General features: G+C 40.3%; 21 protein-coding genes. All 21 read left to right on the top strand.

All coding sequences use genetic code 11. The annotated features are described in order from the left end of the window. Positions 1 to 171 precede the first annotated feature (171 nt). The 21 genes from dpaA to pgsA all read left to right on the top strand — a co-directional run bounded on the left by dpaA (position 172) and on the right by pgsA (position 23,467). Positions 172 to 1,074 (top strand): dipicolinic acid synthetase subunit A, encoded by a 903-nt coding sequence (gene dpaA, locus ACFQWC_RS07425; protein ID WP_299740951.1) that lies wholly within the window; start codon positions 172 to 174, stop codon positions 1,072 to 1,074. Beyond that, positions 1,071 to 1,664: a dipicolinate synthase subunit B gene (gene dpaB / locus ACFQWC_RS07420; RefSeq protein ID WP_299740953.1), complete on the top strand. Its 594-nt coding sequence runs from the start codon at positions 1,071 to 1,073 to the stop codon at positions 1,662 to 1,664. Before dpaA ends, dpaB begins: the two co-directional genes overlap by 4 nt. Before the next feature lie 215 nt (positions 1,665 to 1,879). Beyond that, positions 1,880 to 2,926, top strand: coding sequence for an aspartate-semialdehyde dehydrogenase (gene asd, locus ACFQWC_RS07415; RefSeq protein WP_299740955.1), 1,047 nt, complete (start codon positions 1,880 to 1,882; stop codon positions 2,924 to 2,926). Positions 2,927 to 3,014: 88 nt separating this feature from the next. Continuing rightward, on the top strand, positions 3,015 to 4,253 hold the full coding sequence (dapG, locus tag ACFQWC_RS07410; protein WP_299740957.1) for an aspartate kinase: 1,239 nt from the start codon (positions 3,015 to 3,017) through the stop codon (positions 4,251 to 4,253). Positions 4,254 to 4,275: 22 nt separating this feature from the next. Continuing rightward, a complete protein-coding gene (gene dapA, locus ACFQWC_RS07405) occupies positions 4,276 to 5,148 on the top strand; it encodes a 4-hydroxy-tetrahydrodipicolinate synthase (protein ID WP_299740959.1) in 873 nt (290 codons plus the stop codon). A gap of 376 nt (positions 5,149 to 5,524) precedes the next feature. Beyond that, positions 5,525 to 7,192, top strand: a complete 1,668-nt coding sequence (locus ACFQWC_RS07400) for a ribonuclease J (RefSeq protein ID WP_299740961.1) — start codon at positions 5,525 to 5,527, stop codon at positions 7,190 to 7,192. 134 nt (positions 7,193 to 7,326) lie between these two features. Further along, positions 7,327 to 8,082, top strand: coding sequence for a ClpP family protease (locus ACFQWC_RS07395; protein WP_377106753.1), 756 nt, complete (start codon positions 7,327 to 7,329; stop codon positions 8,080 to 8,082). Continuing rightward, positions 8,079 to 8,285 carry a YlzJ-like family protein gene (locus tag ACFQWC_RS07390; protein WP_299740963.1) on the top strand — a complete coding sequence of 69 codons (207 nt, stop codon included), beginning with the start codon at positions 8,079 to 8,081 and terminating at the stop codon, positions 8,283 to 8,285. The genes ACFQWC_RS07395 and ACFQWC_RS07390 overlap by 4 nt, the downstream gene beginning before the upstream one ends. 190 nt (positions 8,286 to 8,475) lie before the next feature. After that, positions 8,476 to 10,839 carry a DNA translocase FtsK gene (locus tag ACFQWC_RS07385; protein ID WP_377106751.1) on the top strand — a complete coding sequence of 788 codons (2,364 nt, stop codon included), beginning with the start codon at positions 8,476 to 8,478 and terminating at the stop codon, positions 10,837 to 10,839. Positions 10,840 to 11,263: 424 nt separating this feature from the next. After that, positions 11,264 to 11,989 carry a GntR family transcriptional regulator gene (locus tag ACFQWC_RS07380; protein ID WP_299740966.1) on the top strand — a complete coding sequence of 242 codons (726 nt, stop codon included), beginning with the start codon at positions 11,264 to 11,266 and terminating at the stop codon, positions 11,987 to 11,989. Between the two features lie 49 nt (positions 11,990 to 12,038). Next, a complete protein-coding gene (locus ACFQWC_RS07375) occupies positions 12,039 to 13,136 on the top strand; it encodes a BMP family lipoprotein (RefSeq protein ID WP_299740968.1) in 1,098 nt (365 codons plus the stop codon). A gap of 215 nt (positions 13,137 to 13,351) precedes the next feature. Continuing rightward, positions 13,352 to 14,887 (top strand): ABC transporter ATP-binding protein, encoded by a 1,536-nt coding sequence (locus ACFQWC_RS07370; RefSeq protein WP_377106748.1) that lies wholly within the window; start codon positions 13,352 to 13,354, stop codon positions 14,885 to 14,887. Continuing rightward, positions 14,880 to 15,929 (top strand): ABC transporter permease, encoded by a 1,050-nt coding sequence (locus tag ACFQWC_RS07365; protein WP_299740972.1) that lies wholly within the window; start codon positions 14,880 to 14,882, stop codon positions 15,927 to 15,929. The genes ACFQWC_RS07370 and ACFQWC_RS07365 overlap by 8 nt, the downstream gene beginning before the upstream one ends. Beyond that, on the top strand, positions 15,930 to 16,889 hold the full coding sequence (locus ACFQWC_RS07360; protein ID WP_299740974.1) for an ABC transporter permease: 960 nt from the start codon (positions 15,930 to 15,932) through the stop codon (positions 16,887 to 16,889). A gap of 257 nt (positions 16,890 to 17,146) precedes the next feature. Next, the gene (yfmF, locus tag ACFQWC_RS07355; protein ID WP_299740976.1) at positions 17,147 to 18,421 is read left to right on the top strand and encodes an EF-P 5-aminopentanol modification-associated protein YfmF; all 1,275 of its coding nucleotides are present in this window, start codon (positions 17,147 to 17,149) and stop codon (positions 18,419 to 18,421) included. Positions 18,422 to 18,423: 2 nt separating this feature from the next. Further along, positions 18,424 to 19,713: an EF-P 5-aminopentanol modification-associated protein YfmH gene (gene yfmH / locus ACFQWC_RS07350; protein ID WP_299740978.1), complete on the top strand. Its 1,290-nt coding sequence runs from the start codon at positions 18,424 to 18,426 to the stop codon at positions 19,711 to 19,713. A 61-nt stretch (positions 19,714 to 19,774) separates the two neighbouring features. Then, positions 19,775 to 20,491 (top strand): elongation factor P 5-aminopentanone reductase, encoded by a 717-nt coding sequence (ymfI, locus tag ACFQWC_RS07345; RefSeq protein WP_299740980.1) that lies wholly within the window; start codon positions 19,775 to 19,777, stop codon positions 20,489 to 20,491. Between the two features lie 89 nt (positions 20,492 to 20,580). Continuing rightward, positions 20,581 to 20,838 carry a DUF3243 domain-containing protein gene (locus ACFQWC_RS07340; RefSeq protein WP_044337337.1) on the top strand — a complete coding sequence of 86 codons (258 nt, stop codon included), beginning with the start codon at positions 20,581 to 20,583 and terminating at the stop codon, positions 20,836 to 20,838. Between the two features lie 263 nt (positions 20,839 to 21,101). Then, on the top strand, positions 21,102 to 21,893 hold the full coding sequence (locus ACFQWC_RS07335) for a DUF3388 domain-containing protein (protein WP_113968160.1): 792 nt from the start codon (positions 21,102 to 21,104) through the stop codon (positions 21,891 to 21,893). Between the two features lie 16 nt (positions 21,894 to 21,909). After that, the gene (locus tag ACFQWC_RS07330) at positions 21,910 to 22,806 is read left to right on the top strand and encodes a helix-turn-helix domain-containing protein (protein WP_299740986.1); all 897 of its coding nucleotides are present in this window, start codon (positions 21,910 to 21,912) and stop codon (positions 22,804 to 22,806) included. 82 nt (positions 22,807 to 22,888) lie between these two features. Then, positions 22,889 to 23,467, top strand: coding sequence for a CDP-diacylglycerol--glycerol-3-phosphate 3-phosphatidyltransferase (pgsA, locus tag ACFQWC_RS07325; RefSeq protein ID WP_149155565.1), 579 nt, complete (start codon positions 22,889 to 22,891; stop codon positions 23,465 to 23,467). Positions 23,468 to 23,481 lie beyond the last annotated feature (14 nt).

The raw sequence follows: 23,481 nt of genomic DNA, 5'->3' as shown, positions 1-23,481 counted from the left end.
AAATTATGAACAACCCACACCCTCCCGCAAAATTCCCCCTTCAAAACAATCCTACACCCTAAACATCCTTCCATCGCTTTTGTTCTCACCCATTAGGTATGAGCAACATACACTGTTGAAGTGAAAAGGGATTTAGAATAGCGATTATGTAAAAAGTAGGTGAAATCAGTGATGCTGACCGGAATGCAGATCGCAGTTCTAGGCGGAGATGCTCGTCAACTTGAGATTATTCGGAAGCTTACGGAGTTGGATGCTAAGATCTCACTCGTAGGTTTTGAACAACTAGATCATGCCTTTACAGGGGCTACGAAAGAAAAGCTGAGTGAAGTGGACTTTTCGATGATTGATGCCATTATCTTACCTGTACCCGGCACGAATCTACAAGGAGAAATTGATACGATTTTTTCCAACGAGAAAATCATTTTAACAGAAGAAATCGTGTCACAGACGCCAGAGCACTGTACGATCTATTCAGGAATTAGTAATAAGTACTTGGATCAAGTGATGTCTTCAACGCACCGGAAACTTGTTCAGTTGTTTGAGAGAGATGATGTTGCCATTTATAATTCCATCCCTACAGTAGAGGGAACGATTATGATGGCTATTCAACATACAGACTTTACCATTCACGGATCTACCATTGTCATATTAGGTCTGGGTAGGGTAGGTATGAGTGTAGCTAGAACGTTTCATCATTTAGGGGGAAAGGTGAAGGTAGGTGTTCGCAGAAGTGAGCATCTGGCCAGGGTGACCGAAATGGGTCTAGAGCCATTCCACTTGGATAACTTAGAAAAAGAGGTTGAGAATTGTGATATATGTATAAACACAATTCCAGTGCATATAGTCAAGGCTGCTGTGATAGCAAAAATGCCAGCTCATACATTAATTATTGATTTGGCTTCAAAGCCTGGAGGTACAGATTTTCGTTATGCAGAAAAGCGGGGCATTAAAGCATTGTTAGCCCCAGGGTTGCCTGGAATCGTGGCACCTAAGACAGCCGGGCAGATTCTGGCGAATGTTCTTTGTCAATTGCTAGAGGACGATTTTGATTTAGGAAAGGAGAGTTCATCATGAGCGTAAAAGGAAAACGAATCGGGTTTGGTCTGACAGGGTCTCATTGTACGTACGATGCCGTATTCCCCGAAATCGAACGATTAGTGAATAACGGTGCGGAAGTGATGCCGATTGTTACTTCGACCGTTATGAATACGGAAACGAGATTTGGTAAGGGAGAAGACTGGATCAAGCGGATTGAGGACGTGACGGGTCATAAGGTGATCGATTCAATCGTAAAGGCGGAGCCACTCGGTCCTAAAATTCCATTGGATTGCATGGTGATCGCTCCCCTTACAGGAAATTCAATGAGTAAATTCGCAAATGCAATGACAGATTCTCCGGTATTAATGGCTGCCAAAGCGACTCTTCGTAATCACCGACCGGTAGTACTGGGGATTTCAACAAATGATGCTCTTGGTTTAAATGGTGTAAATCTAATGAGATTAATATCAACGAAAGATATTTACTTTATCCCATTCGGTCAGGATGCGCCTGTTAGTAAACCAAAATCGATGGTAGCTAGAATGACGTTAATTCAGGAAACCATTGAAGAGGCAATTGAAGGAAGACAGCTTCAGCCTGTCGTAATCGAAAGATATTTAGATTAATACTTTAGAAGGCTATCACCTTGCACTGTTAAGATGGCCTTCTTTTCATGCATATAGAAGGATATGGCTCTCATTAAATTAAAATAATCAAAACTTATATAAAGAATTCCCTATTGTCGAATAATTGTTTATGTTAAAATATTCTTTATTATAGTAATAGACTAAAAGGTTATACCTACTATGAGAATACTGAATGGTTGGAAGGAGAGAAGAATTTGAATACAACGGGATTTCATGTAGCGGTTGTCGGTGCTACTGGTGCAGTGGGACAGCAAATGCTACAAACATTAGAAAAAAGGGATTTTCCAATAAAACAATTAACATTATTATCTTCAGCACGCTCTGCCGGGTCTACAGTTAGCTTCAAAGGGAAAGAATGGACGGTTGAAGAAGCGAAGCCTGAAAGTTTTGAAGGAGTCGACATTGCTTTATTTAGTGCAGGTGGGAGTGTATCCAAACTTCTTGCTCCTGAAGCCGTTAAACGTGGGGCGATTGTCGTCGACAACACAAGTGCATACCGAATGGATCCAGATGTTCCTCTAGTTGTTCCAGAAGTGAATGAAGAAGATATCAAACTTCATAACGGAATCATTGCGAATCCTAACTGTTCTACTATTCAGATGGTGGCAGCACTTGAACCGATTCGTAAAAAATATGGCTTATCGAAAGTTATCGTGTCAACTTATCAGGCAGTTTCAGGGGCAGGTGCAGTGGCAATCGATGAGCTTCACGCGCAATCACAAGCCATACTGTCAGGTGAATCATTTGAGCCAAGTGTCCTGCCTGTAAAAGGGGATAAAAAGCATTATCAAATTGCTTATAATGCCATACCACAAATTGATAAATTCCAGGAGAACGGCTTTACATTTGAAGAAATGAAAATGATCAATGAAACGAAAAAAATTATGCACATGCCATCTTTAAAGGTGTCTGCAACATGTGTTAGATTACCTGTTGTAACAGGTCACTCTGAAAGTGTATATATTGAAATTGAGAAGGATTCTGTTTCAGTGAAAGATATACACTCACTGTTAAAAGATGCTCCCGGGGTAACCTTGGAAGACGCCCCGGATGAACAAATTTATCCGATGCCTGCACATGCTGTAGGAAAACCGGATGTATTTGTAGGTAGAGTGCGTAAGGATCTTGACGAAGACAAGGGTTTCCATATGTGGGTTGTGTCTGACAACTTACTTAAGGGAGCGGCTTGGAACTCTGTTCAAATCGCAGAAAGTTTAATGAAACTTGGTTTAATTAAGTAACTAAGAGGGACCATGCCAGCAATTGATCTGTATATTTCCACTATTCGTTCTCACATACCTCTTGAACATATGACAATGAGGTGTAGTCATGAAAGTGATCGTTCAAAAATTTGGTGGAACGTCTGTACGTGATGAGGCAAGTCGCTTAAAGGCACTTGCCCACACAAAGCAAGCGATTGATAAGGGATATAAAGTGGTGGTAGTTGTTTCAGCTATGGGTAGAAAAGGCGAACCTTACGCTACTGACTCCCTGTTATCCTTAATCGGTGGCAGAAATACTTCAATTAGTAAGAGAGAGCAAGACTTATTATTATCTTGTGGAGAAATCATTTCTAGCCTGGTCTTCTCTAACATGCTGCTTGAACATGGAATCCGATCTACCGCTTTAACGGGTGCTCAAGCTGGGTTCCGAACAAATAATGATTTTAACAATGCGAAGATTATGGAAATGAAATGCAGCCGTTTGGTAAAAGAGCTGGAAATTCACGATGCAGTGGTCGTTGCCGGGTTTCAAGGTGCAACGAAAGATGGTGATGTCACCACGATAGGCAGAGGGGGGAGTGATACTTCCGCTTCTGCTTTAGGAGTGGCATTAAAGGCTGAATTCATCGATATTTTTACCGATGTTGAAGGGGTCATGACTGCAGATCCCCGCATTTCATCGAAAGCAAGACCGATAACGGTTGTTTCCTATAATGAAGTATGTAATATGGCATATCAGGGAGCAAAGGTGATTCATCCAAGAGCCGTTGAAATTGCAATGAATTCGAACGTTCCAATTCGAATCCGTTCCACATACTCAAATGGTGAAGGCACGCTTGTGACCACACTTGAAAATTCGAAAGCACATAAAGAATTTCGGAGTCATCCCGTAACAGGAATCGCTCATGTTCCCAATCTTACCCAAATTAAAGTATTCGCTAAGGAAGATCAATACAATCTTCAAGCCGAAGTCTTTAAAGCGATGGCTAAAGAGGGAATAAGCGTTGATTTCATTAACATTTCACCACGGGGAGTTGTTTACACTGTTGCCTCATCGGTTGCAGAAGAAGCGATTACCGTTCTGAAAAATATAGGTCATAAACCGATTGTAGAGTCTGAATGTGCTAAGATTTCAGTAGTGGGAGCGGGGATGACAGGGGTTCCTGGGGTGACTTCAGCCATTGTATCGTCGCTTTCCAACGAAGGAATCCGAATCCTCCAGTCAGCAGATAGTCATACGACTATTTGGGTTCTGGTGAAAGAGATGGACCTGATTAATGCGATTAATGCACTTCATGATACATTTCAACTACAAGAGAGAACCGCTACATTCAGGGTAGGATAAACATAAGAGGAGAGTGACAAGATTGAATTTTGGCCGCGTTTCTACGGCGATGGTTACCCCATTTGACCGTAAAGGAAATATTGATTTCATCAAGACGACCCAATTAATTCAGTATTTGATTGAAAATGGATCAGATTCGTTAGTAGTAGCCGGGACGACGGGTGAGTCTCCTACTTTAACAAAAGAAGAAAAGATTGCTTTATTTCGACATGTAGTAAAAGTAGTAAACGGAAGAGTACCTGTGATTGCCGGGACGGGAAGCAATAACACGCATGCCTCAATCGAGCTTACCAAAAAGGCAGTAGATGCAGGCGTAGATGCCATCATGCTGGTGACTCCATACTATAATAAGCCGAGTCAGGAAGGCTTATTCCAGCATTTCAAGGCGATTGCCGAATCAACAAGCTTACCTGTCATGCTGTATAATATCCCTGGACGTTCAAGCGTCAATGTTTCTCCTGAAACCATCATTCGATTGTCAGAGATTGAAAACATCGTAGCTGTTAAAGAAGCAAGCGGTGACTTAGATAGCATGACTGAAATCATTTCACATACGCCAGACGATTTTATGCTGTATAGTGGCGATGACGGTCTTACCCTGCCTGTATTGTCTATAGGTGGAACTGGTATCGTGTCTGTTGCCTCACATATCATCGGAAACGAAATGCAGGAAATGGTTACTGCATTCATAGGTGGAAATCCAATGCAGGCAGCCGGTCTGCATCAAAAACTTCTTCCGATCATGAAAGGGTTATTCACAAGTCCAAACCCTACCCCAGTAAAAACAGCCCTGCAGATGAAGGGCATGGACGTTGGATCTGTCCGTTTACCATTAATTCCACTAACTGAAGTGGAAAGAGCAAAGCTGTCTCAACTGCTGAACGTATTATCTTAGAAAATTTTTTTCAGAAAGCCCTTTGTTACTGAAAGTGAATTTGTATAAGTTGATTGGAGCCGAAATCAACCAATGCTCGCTTATCAACACCGTTTACAAAATATCCAATGAAAAAGACTGTGGAGGCCATTCCCCCACAGTCTTTTCATATGAAAAAGGAAAATTATGCCCAAAAATCAGTAATAGATTAATTTATTTTAAAGAAGAAGGATTTAGTCACATTGTATCGAAATAGTAATGTAGTAAAAATGAATGCAGTCTTTTTCCTAATCTTGTTATAGGTAGGATAAAATTGGTTGTACTCCCAAAATATTATCAAGTATAATAAATGTAACTGATTGAAGATCGGGAAAGGCACAGCATAGGAGGACATAATGTGAGTAAGACAAAGAATGAAAGTATTAAGATCATTCCGCTCGGAGGAGTGGGAGAAATTGGTAAGAATATGTACGTGATTGAAGTGGATCATGAAATTTTCGTGGTTGACGCCGGGCTGATGTTCCCTGAAAATGAAATGCTCGGAATTGATATCGTGATTCCTGACATTCAATACCTCATTGAAAATAAAGAACGTGTGAAAGGAATCTTCTTGACTCATGGGCATGAGGATAGCATTGGAGCAATTTCATACGTACTTAATAAGATAAAGGCACCTGTTTATGGCACACGGTTAACCAATGCCCTCGTAAAGGCACGATTGAAGGATGATAATATCCGGGAAGATGTGAAATTCTATACGATTCACTCTGATAGCCATCTCACCTTTGATGGAGTGAATGTAACGTTCTTTAAAACCACACATAGTATTCCAGATTCTGTTGGTGTTTGTATACATACATCTGAAGGGGGCATCGTCCATACCGGGGAATTCAAATTTGATCAATCAGCTAAACACCTTTATCGCCCGGATTTAGGCAAAATGGCTCAAATCGGTGAGAAAGGTGTACTTTGTTTATTGTCTGACAGCACCGAAGCGGAGAGACCCGGCTACACAACTTCCGAGGCCGTCATTGAACAGCATATAACAGACGCTTTACGGAAGGCATCCGGAAGAGTGATTGTAGCTTGCTTTGCATCTAATTTAATTCGGCTTCAGCAAGTTTTTGATGCAGCAGAGCAAAATAATCGTAAAGTGGCGGTAGTGGGTAAGAGTTTGAAGAGAGTATATGATGTAGCATTAAAATTAGGCTATCTTCACGTACGGGATGAGATGATCATCGGAATTGATGAGATTGGTGAATATCCTAAAGATGAAGTCGTCATCATCGCAACCGGGACACAAGGAGAACCGTTTGAAGCACTGCAGCGGATGTCAAAACGCTCCCATCGTCTTGTGAATATCGAAGAAGGTGATACAGTCCTTATTACCGCCTCCCCTTCACCTGGAATGGAAGTCATTGTAGGGAAGACAATTGACATGCTTTACAGAGCAGGAGCAAACGTCTTGACGGCTAATAAGAAGGTTCATGTTTCAGGGCATGGGAGTCAGGAAGATCTAAAGTTCATGTTAAATATCATGAAGCCGAAGTATTTCATTCCAATACAAGGTGAGTATAAAATGCTGGTGGCGCATACCCAGATCGCACACGATATCGGTCTTCCGTATAAGCAAATTTTCATTTTGGATAAGGGAGATGTGCTTCAATACAAGGACGGCAAGATGAGAATGAGCGGACGGGTACAGGCAGGGAATGTGTTAATCGATGGAATTGGTGTAGGGGACGTAGGGAATATCGTCCTTCGCGACCGTAAGCTATTATCAGAAGACGGTGTATTTACAGTCGTTGTGACGATCAACCGCAGATCCAAATCGATTGTGTCCGGTCCTGAAATCATTTCACGCGGCTTCGTTTACGTGAGGGAATCAGAAGAGTTGATTGAAGGAGCAGGAGGTATCGTGACTGATGTGGTACATTCCTATTTACAAAAAGGCTCTTTTGAATGGACAACCATCAAACAAGATATCAGAGATCAACTCAATTACTATCTATTCAATAAAACACGGAGAAGACCAATGATTTTACCGATCATCATGGAAGTATAATACGTGAGGCTATTTGTTTGAGTATGTTTGAACAAATAGCCTCACTTTTATTATTTGGACTAAACTATAAAGTATGAAAACACTCCCTTATTAAAATAATAACAAGAGAATGGAAATGAAAAGGAGATGTTTTCATGGAAGAAAATCATGAACGTATGCAGGATCAGCCAAATAAAGGCCAGGATGATAATAAAGATAAACCATCAGGATTAATGGAAAAGATTCAGCAATTAGGGCAAACCAATGTCCCGCAACTCTCTCAGGATTCCAATATCCATTGCTTAACGATAGTGGGTCAAATAGAAGGGCATATGCAACTTCCACCTCAAAATAAAACAACGAAGTATGAACATGTTATTCCTCAACTTGTAGCAATCGAACAAAACCCGAAAATAGAGGGTTTGGTAGTGATTTTAAATACGGTAGGCGGTGATGTGGAAGCCGGACTCGCCATTTCTGAAATGATCTCTTCCCTTTCTAAACCTACAGTTTCCGTTGTATTAGGAGGAGGGCATAGTATTGGTGTACCGATTGCCGTCTCTTGCGATTTCTCCTACATTGCGAGCACTGCAACAATGACCATTCACCCGGTTCGCTTGACGGGATTAGTGATCGGGGTTCCGCAGACATTTGAGTACTTAGATAAAATGCAGGATAGGGTAGTTAGTTTCGTAACGAAGCATAGTAATATTTCGGAAGAAGATTTTAAAGACCTGATGTTTGCAAAAGGTAACCTTACACGGGATATCGGTACGAATGTGGTCGGTGACGATGCCGTTGAATACGGCCTGATAGATGGGATAGGTGGCATTGGGACAGCCATTAAAAAGATTAACGAGTTAATTGAGATGAAAAAGCAATCGGATCAACAAGAAGGGTTAGTACAATGATCCTTTATACAGTTGTTCCCAATGATGTTGTATTTCCAACAGATGCAAGTGAATTCAGTGGTCAAATGATGATGGAATATCAGGGTGTTCCGGTCCTCGTTCAGCAGGAGGAGAACCGGTATCGAATTGTGAGGGTCATGAGTAGTGACCCTGCACATTATCTCGATAATCAGATTTGCCCGGGTGAATTTATCAACAATTAAGAGAGAAAGAGGATTTTCCCGAAATAGTGGATATGCTATAATATTACTGGAAGAGATAATCATAATGATACTTTAAGTTAACGGGAAGGGTCTGACACCTTAGGCACATAGATTGCCCCAAAGGATCAGCCCTTTCTTCATCTTTATGTACATAAGAAGAAAGACTTCAATAGAATTTAGGTGAATTGGATTGGCAAAACGAAAAAGAAGAAAAAAACGATCTGCAACAAGTTCAACCTTAAAACAAACCATCAAGTATGAAATTACAGGAATGATCCTTGCTGCCCTCAGTTTGATTTCAATCATAGAGCTTGGAGCTGTAGGGAAAGCAGTGGTATATTTCTATCGATTCTTTCTGGGTGAATGGTATATGGTTGCCCTCCTGTGGATGCTGTATGTGGCCGGGTACCTCATGATTAAACGAGAGACTCCTATGTTATTTAGTCGCAGGCTTATTGGGATTTATATCATCATTGCGAGCTTCTTACTATTGAGTCATGTGAAATTATTTGATTTGCTCTCAAATGATGGTTCTTTCGATAATCCAAGTGTCATCATGAATACGTGGGATTTGTATTGGATGGATGTAGGCGGGGAAACGAGTACATCTGATCTTGGTGGTGGAATGATAGGGAGCGTTTTATTTGCCGTTTCTTATTTTCTATTTGACTCGCAAGGAGCAAGAATTGTTAGTGCAACATTCATATTGATCGGAATCATACTAGTGACAGGTAAATCCATCGGGGATGTGCTGGGAAGAGCAGGAAAGCGCTTTGGTGCATTCTTAAGCGGACAATGGTCCGCATTCAAACAGGATATGAATGACTGGAGAGAAGATCAGTTAAAGAAAAAAGAAGTGAAAGAAAAGAAAAAGAAAGAAGCTCCAGTGAAGCAGGAGAAAGCGGTTGAAACCCAGGTGCCTCAGCAAGAGGAAACAAGTGAACCGATTATCTCAAACTTCGCGGAACGTGCATACGGAGGGGCTCAGACGAAAGAAGAACCATCCTCTTCAGGAGCGGAAATGAATGGTGAAAAAGACGATGCTGCCGCTAACGAAAAGTCCGATTCAGAAGGGGAAGCGGACTCTGCACCACCAATTACATTTACTGAAATAGAAAATAAGGATTATAAACTACCGTCTATTTCGTTATTAAAGAGTCCTAGAAAAACAGATCAGAGTAATGAATATCAACTGATTCATGCCAACGCAGCCAAACTTGAAAGAACCTTCCAAAGCTTCGGAGTAAAAGCGAAAGTGACACAAGTTCACTTGGGTCCAGCCGTCACCAAATATGAAGTACACCCGGATGTAGGTGTGAAAGTAAGCCGCATCGTGAATCTTAGTGATGATTTAGCCTTGGCTCTTGCGGCTAAAGATATCCGAATCGAAGCTCCTATTCCAGGAAAATCGGCTATCGGTATTGAAGTTCCTAACTCAGAGGTTGCCATGGTCTCTTTACGAGAGGTACTTGAAGCCAAGGAACATAATAAACCGGATGCCAAGCTCCAAATTGGATTAGGAAGGGATATTACGGGTGAAGCCGTACTTGCAGAACTGAATAAAATGCCTCACTTACTTGTGGCCGGGGCCACAGGAAGTGGAAAGAGTGTCTGTATTAATGGAATTATCACCAGTATACTTATGAGAGCTAAACCACATGAAGTCAAGCTCATGATGATTGATCCAAAAATGGTGGAACTAAATGTATATAATGGGGTGCCGCACCTATTAGCTCCCGTAGTAACGGATGCGAAGAAAGCTTCACAGGCATTAAAAAAGGTTGTAAGCGAAATGGAACGGAGATATGAATTGTTCTCCCACACAGGAACAAGAAATATTGAAGGCTACAACGACTACGTCAAGAGACAGAATCTCGAGAACGAAGAAAAGCAGCCGCTGCTTCCTTACATTGTGGTCATAGTAGATGAATTAGCCGACTTAATGATGGTTGCTTCTAACGATGTTGAAGATGCCATCACAAGACTCGCACAGATGGCCCGTGCCGCAGGGATACATTTGATCATTGCGACACAGCGTCCTTCAGTGGATGTTATTACAGGGGTCATCAAAGCGAATATACCATCAAGGATTGCGTTTGCCGTATCATCTCAGACCGACTCCAGAACCATTCTGGATTCCGGGGGTGCTGAAAAACTATTGGGCAGAGGAGACATGCTCTTCATGCCTGTAGGGGCTTCAAAGCCAACAAGGGTTCAAGGCGCCTTCTTATCTGATGAAGAAGTAGAAGAAATCGTTGATTTTGTTATCTCCCAACAAAAGGCACAGTATCAGGAAGAAATGATTCCAGATGAAATTCAGGAAGATGAGAAAACGGGCGAAGCAGAAGACGAACTATATAATGATGCAGTTCAATTAATCGCTGAAATGCAGACGGCATCCGTATCCATGCTTCAAAGGAGATTTAGGATCGGTTATACGAGAGCTGCCAGGTTGATTGATGAAATGGAAATAAGAGGTGTTGTAGGACCCTATGAAGGAAGTAAGCCAAGAACCGTCTTAATCGGTAAGCCTTCAGAAGAGCAAAGCTCTTAATAAAAGGTGTGTTACCCTATTAAAAACAAATGGGGTTACACACCTTTTTTTGTAAGTAATTAAGGGGGAAAGCTTAAAATGAATGCGATTCATTTTATCTTATTCTAGTTTATCCACCAATGTGTTATACTATTAAAAGCGTTTACAAATGTAATGTCATTGTATAACTATTGTAAAGAATGAAAATGAACACACTCTCTATTGTAAAATATTTGTAAAAATACACCATGTAAACCTATTCATCACAATGAAATTACTACTTATTAACAAAAAAGGATTTTAAATTGTCTTTCTAATCATTTTTTTCGACAAAATCACACAATGCTATTTATTTATGAAAAGAAAAGTGTTATAGTATTTTCGATTAGTAGGAAAGATATACATCAGAGGTCTGATGTCTTGAGAAAATTTGGTGGTGGTTCCAGTGACAATAAAAACAGACAATCGACATTTATACTTACAAGTGATTGACCGTTTGAAGAAAGACATTGAGGCGGGAGTTTACAAAGAAAAAGAAAAACTTCCATCTGAATTCGATCTCTCCAAACAACTAGGTGTGAGTAGGGCTACTCTCCGTGAAGCTCTCAGGATTCTTGAGGAAGAAAGTGTCATCGTAAGACGTCATGGGGTAGGTACATTTGTAAATGCTAAACCGCTCTTTACTTCTGGTATTGAGCAACTGAACAGTGTAACGAACATGATTAAGCAGGCTGGTATGGAGCCAGGGACCATTTTCTTAAGCTCAACAACTCAAGAAGCTACTGAGGATGATGTGAAGAGGTTTACTTGCAATGAAGAGGACGACGTGATTCTGATTGAACGGGTTCGTACGGCAAACGGGGAACCGGTTGTGTATTGTGTGGACAAAATTCCTGAAAAGGTTATGCCACGTAATTTCACCCATGAAGATAACTCTATTTTCACTGTTTTAGAAAAACGAGAGAATAAGAGAATTACCCATGCCGTTGCACAAATTGAACCTATGGGGTATCACGATAAAATCTCCCCTATACTAAATTGTGAACCAGAAACGGCACTACTCGTTTTAAAGCAAATGCATTTTGATGAAAACGATGAGCCGATTCTGTACTCAGTAAACTATTTCAGATCCGACAAATTTAGCTTCCACGTATTAAGAAAGCGTGTATAACAACAATCAATCTTTCTACTAATTATTACAATATTAGGGGGTACTCTAGGTGAAAAAACGTAAATTTGGTTTAGCGTTGTCATTTGTTCTAGCTGCAGGTACATTATTAGGTGCTTGTGGAACAAGCGAGGACAAAGAAGGTGCATCTAGTGGTGAAGGTAACAAGAAAGAAGATCAATTTACAGTAGCAATGGTTACAGATGTCGGTGGAGTAGATGACAAATCTTTCAACCAATCGGCTTGGGAAGGTTTAAAAGCTTTCGGTGAAGAAAATGATTTAGAAAAAGGTAAAGAAGGATATGACTACCTTCAATCACAATCTGATGCTGACTATGCTACTAACTTAAACACATTAGCTCGTCAAGACTTTGACTTAGTATATGGTATCGGCTTCCTTATGGAAGGTGCAATCAATGACATTGCACAACAACAAAAAGATTCTCATTTTGCAATCGTTGATGCTGTTGTAGATCAGCCAAACGTTGCAAGCATCATGTTTAAAGAACAAGAAGCTTCTTTCTTGGCTGGAGTTGCAGCTGGATTAGCTACAAAAACGAATAAAATTGGATTCATCGGTGGTATGGAGATTCCGGTAATCGAACGTTTCCATGCTGGTTTCATCGCTGGTGTTAAATCAGTTAACCCGGATGCGGAAATCGTTGCAGACTATGCAGGAGCTTTTGATAAAGCTGAACTTGGTCAAACGATCGCTTCTAAAATGTACTCTCAAGATGTAGATGTTATTTTCCATGCAGCTGGTGGTACTGGTAATGGCTTATTCAAAGAAGCGCGTGACTTAAAAGAAAAAGATCCTTCCCGTGAGCTTTGGGCAATCGGTGTTGACTCTGATCAAGCTGCAGAAGGTAAAGTTGGCGACCATAACATTGTTCTGACATCTGCATTGAAACGCGTTGACAACGCGGTTAAAGACCTTGCAACAAAAGCTCAAGACGGAAATTTCCCTGGTGGAGAACAAATCTTATACGGTCTTAAAGAAGACGGTGTAGGACTTGCTGAATTAAATGAAGAGCTTTCTAACAAAGATGAAGTAATGCAAAAAGTTGATGAATGGAAAGAGAAAATTAATAGCGGAGATGTGACAGTTCCAGAATCTGTTAAAGAAGCGGAGTCTTTCTCAGCTAACTAATTTTAAATGGGATAAGCGGGCCAAGGATAGCCGGTCTCTTATCCCTTTTTTAAAAGGAATATTCATAATAATTAAAAATCTAATTGAAGTATAGAAATATTTTTCTATCTTTCATTTAGATTTTTATCCGGGGAAACCCTTTTTTTCTAGCAAGTTAAGGTCTGACCTCTAACTACTAGATAAATATCCCTAGCCTACGCAAGGAGTGAATAGCAATGGATTATGTAATTGAGATGCTGAATATTCGTAAAGAGTTTCCAGGCATCGTAGCAAACGATAATATTACCCTCCAGCTCAAAAAAGGTGAAATTCATGCGCTTCTTGGTGAAAATGGAGCAGGTAAGTCCACACTGATGAATGTATTATTTGGACTTTACCAACCTGAGCAAGGAGAAATTCGTGTAAAGGGTCAGAAAGTAAACATCACCAATCCCAATATCGCCAACGACTTGGGAATCGGAATGGTCCATCAGCATTTTATGCTTGTGGATACTTTTACAGTAACAGAAAACATTATTCTCGGAAGAGAGCCTAAGTCCGGTGCAACGGTGGATATTAAAAAGGCAGAGAAGGATATTTTGGAAATATCAGAAAGATATGGTTTAAAAGTGGATCCGACGGCTAAAATTTCTGAAATTTCAGTAGGTATGCAGCAGCGTGTGGAAATCTTGAAAACACTTTATCGCGGGGCGGAAATTTTGATCTTTGATGAGCCAACGGCGGTACTGACCCCTCAAGAAATCAAAGAACTTATTCAAATTATGAAAACTCTCATTCAAGAAGGTAAATCTATTATTCTTATCACCCATAAGCTTAAAGAGATTATGGAAGTGTGTGATAATGTAACCGTTATCAGAAAAGGTAAAGGGATTGGGACAGTGAAAGTATCAGAGACTGACCCGAACCATCTTGCGAGTCTGATGGTAGGGCGTGAAGTAACCTTCAAAACTGAGAAAATAGAAGCAAATCCTGCAGGCAATGTACTTGAGATACGTGATTTAAACGTGAAAGATCATCGGAATGTACCAGTAGTAAAAGGATTGAACCTTGAAGTGAAGGCCGGGGAAATACTGGGTATTGCAGGGGTCGACGGCAACGGGCAAAGTGAACTGATAGAAGCCATTACAGGGTTACACAAAACCGATGGTGGCTCGATTAAGCTGAATGGAAAAGATATAGTCAATATGAAGCCGCGTAAGATATACGAAACAGGTGTAGGTCATATTCCTCAGGATCGTCACAAGCACGGATTAGTATTAGATTTTCCAATAGGTGAAAATATGGTTCTACAAACCTATTACAAAAAGCCTTATTCAAATAAAGGGATATTAAGCTATAAAAACATCTACAATCAAGCGAGAAAGCTAATCTCAGAGTTTGATGTAAGAACACCTTCGGAATATACTCTTGCCCGGGCATTGTCCGGTGGTAATCAACAAAAGGCGATTATCGGCAGGGAAGTCGATCGTGACCCGGACTTGTTGATTGCAGCTCAACCGACTCGTGGTTTGGATGTAGGGGCCATTGAGTTCATCCACAAACGTCTGATCGAGCAGCGGGATAACGGGAAAGCCGTGCTATTACTTTCATTTGAACTAGATGAAATCATGAATGTAAGTGATCGTATCGCCGTTATTTATGAAGGCCAAATCGTAGCGATTGTGAATCCGAAAGAAACGACCGAACAAGAGCTTGGACTGCTGATGGCTGGATCAAAGAGGAAGGAAACGGGGGAAAACAAACATGTCTAATCGATTAACAAATATATTAATCCCGATTATTTCAGTCCTTTTGGGTATTATTGTCGGAACCATTATCATGCTTGTAAGCGGGTATGATCCGATTGCCGGATATTCTGCATTATGGCAAGGTATTTTCGGCGAAATCTACTATGTAGGGGAAACGGTACGTCAAGTTACACCGTACATTTTAGCGGGATTGGCTGTGGCCTTTGCCTTTAGAACCGGTTTATTCAATATCGGGGTCGAAGGACAATTGATTGTAGGCTGGCTTGCTGCTGTATGGGTGGGGGTTGCTTTCGATGAGTTACCAAAAATCATTCATTTGCCCCTTGCCATCATTGCAGCAGCACTAGCTGGAGCGTTATGGGGCTTTATTCCTGGGTTGCTTAAAGCAAGATTTCGTGTGCACGAAGTAATTGTAACAATCATGATGAACTATATTGCTCTTCACGTCACCAATGCGATTATCCGTGATGTCCTAACTGAGCGTAAAGATCGTACGGATTATATCGCTGAAACGGCATCACTTAAGTCTCCGTTCTTCGAAAGCTTAACGGATTACTCTCGCCTGCATTGGGGAGTTTTCATTGCCCTTCTTTGTGTATTCATCATGTGGTTCCTATTAGAGAAAACAACACGTGGATATGAACTGCGTTCTGTTGGTTTTAACCAGCACGCTTCTCAATATGCCGGGATGAACGTAAACGGAAACATTATTCTTTCCATGGTCATCTCAGGAGCGTTTGCTGGACTGGCTGGTGCTATGGAAGGCTTAGGGACATTTGGTTATGCTTCTATTAAAGGAGGATTTACAGGGGTCGGATTCGACGGGATTGCTGTAGCTCTATTGGGAGGAAATGTTGCCATTGGTGTTGTGTTCGCAGCACTATTATTTGGAGGGCTAAAAGTCGGTGCATTGAATATGCCTCTTGAAGCAGGTATTCCAAATGAACTAGTAGACATTATTATTGCCCTTATTATTTTCTTTGTAGCATCTGGTTATATGATTCGTTATCTAATTCAACGATTTAGTAAAAAGGGGGTGAAGTAAGTGGGCTTTATTGATATCTTGACAATCCTTATTCCATCAACATTATTGTGGGCATCACCACTTATTTTCACTGCTTTGGGCGGAGCATTCTCTGAACGTTCTGGTGTCGTTAATATTGGACTTGAAGGTTTAATGGTCATAGGCGCTTTCGCAAGTATCGTTTTCAACCTTGCTTTCGCAGATGTATTCGGTGATGCAACTCCTTGGGTAGCACTGCTTATAGCCATGGCAATGGGAGCGTTACTAGCTGTCTTACATGCAGTTGCTTCTATCACCTTTAGAGCTGATCAAGTAGTATCAGGTGTGGCAATCAACCTGCTTGCTATTGGATTAACCCTTTTCTTAGTGAAACGTATTTACGGGAAAGGTCAAACTGATATTATTTCTGAAGGATTCGGGAAAGTGGATGTGCCATTACTGAATAAAATTCCGGTGATTGGAAATATTTTCTTCTCTAACACATACTGGCCACCATTTGTAGCCATTCTAGTATCCATCATTGTTTGGTTCATTATGTTTAAGACACCATTCGGGCTGAGACTTCGTTCAGTCGGTGAGCATCCAATGGCAGCAGACACAATGGGAATCAACGTTACGAAAATGCGCTATATCGGTGTCATCATTTCTGGGGCTTTTGCAGGAATTGGCGGGGGAGTATATGCTCAATCGATTTCTTCAGATTTTAGTCACGCCACGATCAGTGGACAAGGTTTCATGGCCTTAGCCGCTTTGATCTTCGGTAAGTGGCATCCATTAGGTGCCATGGGTGCAGCATTATTCTTTGGATTCGCTCAAAGTTTAAGTATCATCGGATCGAGCATTCCATTATTTGAGAACATTCCAAGTGTATATCTGTTAATCGCTCCTTACGTGTTAACAATCCTTGCACTTACCGGCTTCATCGGCCGTGCAGATGCGCCAAAAGCGCTTGGCACACCATACATCAAAGGAAATCGTTAATTTTCATGAGCAATACACGAAAAAGGTATCTCGGCATTCGAGGTACCTTTTTTGGTGAAACAAAAGAATGAGACATATTGAATATTTTCCATACATATAATAGTTTACTCTATGGGTATTTTTCCAATAGAGGAAGATGCTTGAAATCAACATCTCAGTACATGTATAGTTATACATAAATACCGCACAATAAGGGTGTTTATATCTTTTATTGATTTCAAAAATGACGGAAGTGTGGAACTAAGGAGGACGGTACGATGACAGCCATAAATGAAATAGTAAAAAAGAAACAAGGGTACACGCTACATATCGTTCAAACGGATAAGTTTAAAACCAACAGTCTGATTTTGAAAATGAAAGCTCCTTTAGATCAAGAAACAGTGACCTTACGCGGATTACTCCCTCATGTGATGCAAAGCAGTACAAAGACCTATCCGAGTACAACGGAATTAAGGTCCTACCTGGATGAATTATATGGTGCTAACTTTTTTACGGATTTAGGTAAAAAAGGTGAATACCACGTGGTCAGCATGTCCGTGGAAATCGCCAACGAAAAATTTTTAAGGGACTCAGATCCTTTACTTCAAAAAGGATTAGAATTTTTAGCAGATGTCCTTCAAAATCCACATATTGAAAATAACGAATTCGATCAGAAAACAGTCGAGAAAGAAAAACGAAACCAGAAGGTAAGAATACAGGCAGTTTATGACGATAAAATGCGCTATGCTAATTCACGGCTTGTAGAAGAAATGTGTAAGGGGGAGCGATTTGCCCTACATGTTAATGGAATTAGTGAAGAAGTAGAGTCCATAACGGCCAAGAGTTTGTATGAGTATTATCAAAAAGTCATGAATGAAGATCAATTTGATCTTTATGTCATCGGCGATGTAGATGTTGCAGAAGTTGAAACTCTGTGTGATCAACTCCTCCAATTAAACGAACGTACCCCTCTTGAAGTCGATTCATCGGAAGTGGAACAAAAAGAAAGGGAAAACGTCGTGAAAGAAAAGCAGGATGTGAAGCAGGGTAAGCTTAATATGGGATACCGGACTCATACACAATATGGCGATGATGATTACTTTGCCCTCCAAGTGTTCAATGGCATATTCGGTGGATTTTCTCATTCTAAATTGTTCATAAATGTGAGAGAAAAAGCGAGCTTAGCCTACTATGCAGCAAGTAGACTGGAAAGTCATAAAGGATTATTGATGGTTATGTCCGGAATAGAATTTGAGAAATATGATCAAGCAGTCGGAATCATCAATGATCAGCTGCAAGCCATGAAGGATGGAGACTTTACGGATGGTGAAATCGAACAAACGAAAGCGGTCATCCGCAATCAACTGCTTGAAACCATTGATACGTCCCGTGGTTTGGTTGAGGTCCTCTATCATAATGCAGTCGCCCATGAAGAAATAGATTTAAAACACTGGCTTGATGAAATAGAGAAGACGACGAAAGAAGACATCGTGAAAGCAGCAAATAAAGTTGAGCTTGATACCATCTACTTTTTAACAGGAATGGAGGGATAAAGATGAAGAAAATTTCCTTCGATCAACTACAGGAAAACTTATATTATGAAAAAATGTCAAATGGATTGGACGTCTATATACTCCCGAAAAAAGGGTTCAATAAGACATATGCCACGTTTACGACGAAGTACGGAAGCATTGACAATCATTTTGTCCCTCTGAACGAAGAAGAATTCGTTAAGGTACCAGATGGAATCGCCCACTTCTTGGAGCATAAATTGTTTGAAAAGGAAGACGGTGATGTATTCCAGCAATTCAGCCGCCAGGGAGCGTCGGCTAATGCGTTCACATCATTTACACGAACCGCCTATCTATTTTCAAGTACTACCAATGTAGAACGAAATCTAGAAACGCTTATAGATTTTGTTCAAGACCCATATTTTACAGAAAAGACAGTCGAAAAAGAAAAAGGCATCATAGGACAGGAAATCACAATGTATGATGATAACCCTGACTGGCGATTATACTTTGGTGTGATCCAGAATATGTACAAAAATCACCCTGTGAAGATTGATATTGCAGGAACGATTGATTCCATCACACCAATCACGAAGGACATGTTGTATCAGTGCTACAACACATTCTACCATCCAAGCAACATGCTTCTCTTTGTAGTGGGATCTGTAGACCCGGATCAAATCATGAAACAAATTCGTTCGAATCAAGAAAAGAAGGATTATGAAAAAATGCCTGAGATCAAGCGGAGATTTGATGATGAACCAGAAACGGTTGCTGAGAAGAAGCAGGTCCTTAAGATGAATGTGCAAAGCCCTAAGTGCCTGGTAGGTCTTAAAGCACCTGAACCGCATCAGCAAGGCAAGGAAATGCTTAGACAAGAGCTTTCGATGAACGTTTTCCTGGATATGTTATTTGGGAAAAGCTCAACGTATTATTCTGACTTATACAATGATGGATTGATCGATGAGACATTCCACTATGACTATACACAAGAAAATGGCTTTGGGTTCTTAACCGTCGGAGGGGATACGGAAAAGCCGGATGAGTTGGCCGAGAAGGTACAATCGCTGTTACTTAAAGCCAAGAAAGAATCACTCTTTACAGAAGAAGGATTAGAAAGAACAAAGAAAAAGAAAATTGGTGCGTTTTTACGTGCCATTAATTCTCCAGAGTTTATTGCAAATCAATTCACACGCTATGCTTTTAATGAAATGGATCTATTTGAAGTTGTACCTACACTTGAATCATTGAAGTATGATGATATTCAAACCGTTGCAAGTACCATTATCAGTGAAGAGCGCTTTACCGTGTGTCAGGTAGTACCAAAATCATAATATCGGAGGGAGCTGCTTTAGGGTAGTTCCTCTCTTTATGTGGACATTGAGGTGGAAATAGATGAAATATGCTTTAATAACGGGGGCTTCAGGGGGAATTGGAAGCAGTACGGCATTAAGCTTGGCAGAAGAGGGATGGAATTTATATTTACATTACTATTCGAATGAAGAAGCTATGAAAGAATTACTACATAAAATTGAAAAGTATGGGGTTGAGGCAACCCCCATTCGAGCAAATCTTGCCCTCCCAGAAGAAGTGGGGAATGTTGTAGACAATATCTTTCAACTTGATGCAATTATTTATTGCAGCGGAAATTCAAACTGGGGGATGTTTCAAGATCAGACTGAAGAAGAGATGGACTATATGATTAACGTGCATGTGAAAAGTCCTTTGCTTCTCGTTCAAAAATTATTGCCTAAGCTTATTGAGCGTAAGGGGAATATTGTAATGATAAGTTCCATTTGGGGACAAATAGGTGGAGCCTGTGAGGTTATATATTCAACCGTAAAGGGTGCTCAATTGGCATTTGTGAAATCATTAAGTAAAGAGCTTGCCTTAAGTGGGGTAAGGATTAATGCAATTGCTCCAGGAGCCGTCGATACATCAATGATGAGCATTTTTTCTGAAGGAGATTTAAAAGCGCTGACCGAAGAGATACCAATGGGACGTCTCGCCCAAGCGGAAGAAATCGCTGACTCAATCCAGTTTCTTATTTCACCTAAAGCTTCCTATATTACAGGTCAAACACTTTCCATCAATGGTGGTTGGCATACTTAAAAAGTTTTTTCAGTCATAAGATTAGGGCGCATAATTTTCTTTCCGGGATACAAACTAAGGTTGTATTTCAATAAAGGAGGTCATGACACATGTCTGTATTAGATAATTGGTCTGATTGGAAAAACTTCTTAGGCGATCGTCTTCACCAAGCTCAACATGGTGGGATGGAAAATGAAACGGTATCTGATTTAGCTTACCAAATTGGTGACTACTTAGCGAATCAAGTCGAAGCTAAGAACGATCAGGAAAAAGTGTTAGCGGATTTATGGTCTGTCGCTTCTCCTGAAGAACAACATGCCATTGCGAACATGATGGTTAAACTTGTAAATAACAATGGTACTCGTTAAGGAGAGGGATTTTTCCTCTCCTTTTTCTTATATATACTCTTTCAAAAAAATCACTTGGAGTCATTTTTTCGCGTGAAGACTTATACATCATAACTATAATCAGCTTATAAGGCATAAAATGAGAAATTGTACATATTTATGTAGGTTTTGCTTTTCTATTACCGGAAAATCATTTATTATAATACCTAGATGTTTAAAAGATTTTTCGAATTATGTCAATTTTTATCGAATTGAAATGTCACGGATCTTTCAGGAGGTAACCAATGGAACGCAAAGAATGGTATTTAGAATATGAAATTCAAAAAAATCGTCCTGGCCTCTTAGGTGATATTTCCTCATTATTAGGAATGCTTTCTATAAATATAGTGACGATAAATGGAGTAGATGAAGGAAGAAGGGGAATGCTTCTTCTTGCGAATAATGATGAACAGATCACAAGGTTAGAGTCCATTTTACAAACGATGGATACAATTAATGTGACAAAGCTCAGAGAACCGAAATTAAGGGATCGTCTTGCCGTTCGTCACGGCCGTTATATTCAGCGTGATGCCGATGACAAGAAAACGTTTCGGTTTGTTCGTGATGAACTGGGTTTATTAGTAGACTTTATGGCTGAGCTATTTAAGCAAGAGGGACATAAGCTTGTTGGGATCAGAGGGATGCCCCGGGTAGGGAAGACCGAATCCATCGTGGCATCAAGTGTATGTGCAAATAAGAAATGGCTCTTTGTCTCCTCTACATTATTGAAGCAAACAATAAGAAGTAAGCTGATTGAAGACGAGTACTCATCCGAGAATTTATTTATTATCGACGGTATCGTTTCAACACGCCGTGCAAGTGAGAAGCACTGGCAGCTTGTAAGGGAAATCATGAGATTACCAGCAGTGAAAGTAATTGAACATCCTGATGTATTCGTTCAAAACTCTGAATATTCACTTGAAGATTTTGATTATATCATTGAACTTAGAAACGATCCTGATGAAGAAATTACATACGAACTAGTAGAACAAAATAATCTATTTCAAAATTCCGATTTTGGAGGTTTTGATTTTTAATATTGGAAGGTGTTAAGTGGTGACGGAATTAGGAAATCGTTTAAAGGAAGCTCGTGAATCTAAAGGTTATAGCCTCGATGATTTGCAAAAGATAACAAAGATTCAAAAACGCTATTTGATTGGAATCGAAGAAGGCTCGTATGATGCGATGCCTGGGAAGTTCTATGTGCGTGCATTTATTAAACAGTATTGTGAAGCGGTCGGTCTTCCTCCTGAAGTGATTTTTGAGGAGCATAAAGATGAAATTCCGACAACTTATGAAGATGAAATACCGGTTTCACTTTCCAGGGTCCAATCGAGAAAGTCTGTTTCAGAAAGCTCTACCAAGGTGTTTGACTTCCTTCCTAAGCTCCTTATAGCATTATTCGTCATTGGTGCGTTGATTGCAGTATGGGTGTTTTGGCAAGGGAAAGTAGGAGATAAAGCTCCGGAAACACAAGGGTCTGAAAATCAAGAGCAAGTAGCGGTAGATGAAAATAAAACCGCTGAAGGCGATAAGCCTGAAGAAGAAACCGAAGATAAAGAAGAAAGCAAACCTTCAGATGATGAAAAAGCTGATGAAGAACAAGAGCAAAAGCCTGAACAATCTCTGGAGGCAGTTAATACAGCTGGTAAGAAAACAACCTATGACCTTAAAAATGCTGATGAATTCAAGTTGCAATTATCGGCTAAGGGCGATACATGGATTGGGGTTTATAACACCAAGGATGAATTATTGTTCGAAGGTTTACTAAAAGAGGGAAATAAAAAGGACTTTGATTTTTCATCGGATAAACTTGCTTATCTTGTAATTGGAAATGCTGCGAACACAGACATTTTGGTAAACGGCAAACAGCTTGAGTATAAAGTATCAGCCACTGATGTTGTAAGGCAGGATATTGTCATTAACTATGAACCGCAAGCAACACAATAATTAAGATGGAGGGAGTTTTAATAACTCCTTTTTCTTACATACTATAGGTAGAACGTGTTTTTTAAGTATTGGAGGTAGAAAGGTGAACTTACCTAATAAGATTACAGTTTCAAGGATATTTTTAATTCCATTGTTTTTAATCATTATGCTTGCTCCATTAAATTGGGGTGACATGATGTTTCTTGGGGCAGAAATGCCAGTCAAACATTTTGTAGGAGCTTTAATATTCATTATTGCAGCAACAACTGATTGGATCGACGGTTATTATGCCCGAAAGCTTGACCTTGTGACTAACCTTGGGAAATTCTTAGATCCATTAGCGGACAAATTGCTTGTATCCGCTGCCTTGATTGTGCTTGTTGAGCTCGGTCTTGCTCCTTCATGGATTGTTATTATCATTATCAGCCGGGAGTTTGCTGTAACCGGCCTTCGCCTTGTATTAGCCGGTGAAGGGGAAGTGGTTGCTGCGGGCCAACTAGGGAAAATCAAAACATGGGCACAGATTATCGCTATTTCAGCATTGCTTCTGCATAATGCCATTTTTGAACTGATCAACCTCCCATTTGCGACCATTGCCCTATGGGTAGCCATGTTCTTTACTATTTGGTCAGGCTGGGATTATTTCAAACATAACAAAAAAGCATTTGTAAATTCGAAATAAGGCGTTTTAACAAG

Origin of the sequence: Rossellomorea sp. GCM10028870, from assembly GCF_042666755.1 — a bacterium.
GTDB lineage: Bacteria > Bacillota > Bacilli > Bacillales > Bacillaceae_B > Rossellomorea.
The sequence above is the reverse complement of the archived record's forward strand: the minus strand, read 5'-3'. Positions and strand labels throughout refer to the sequence as shown.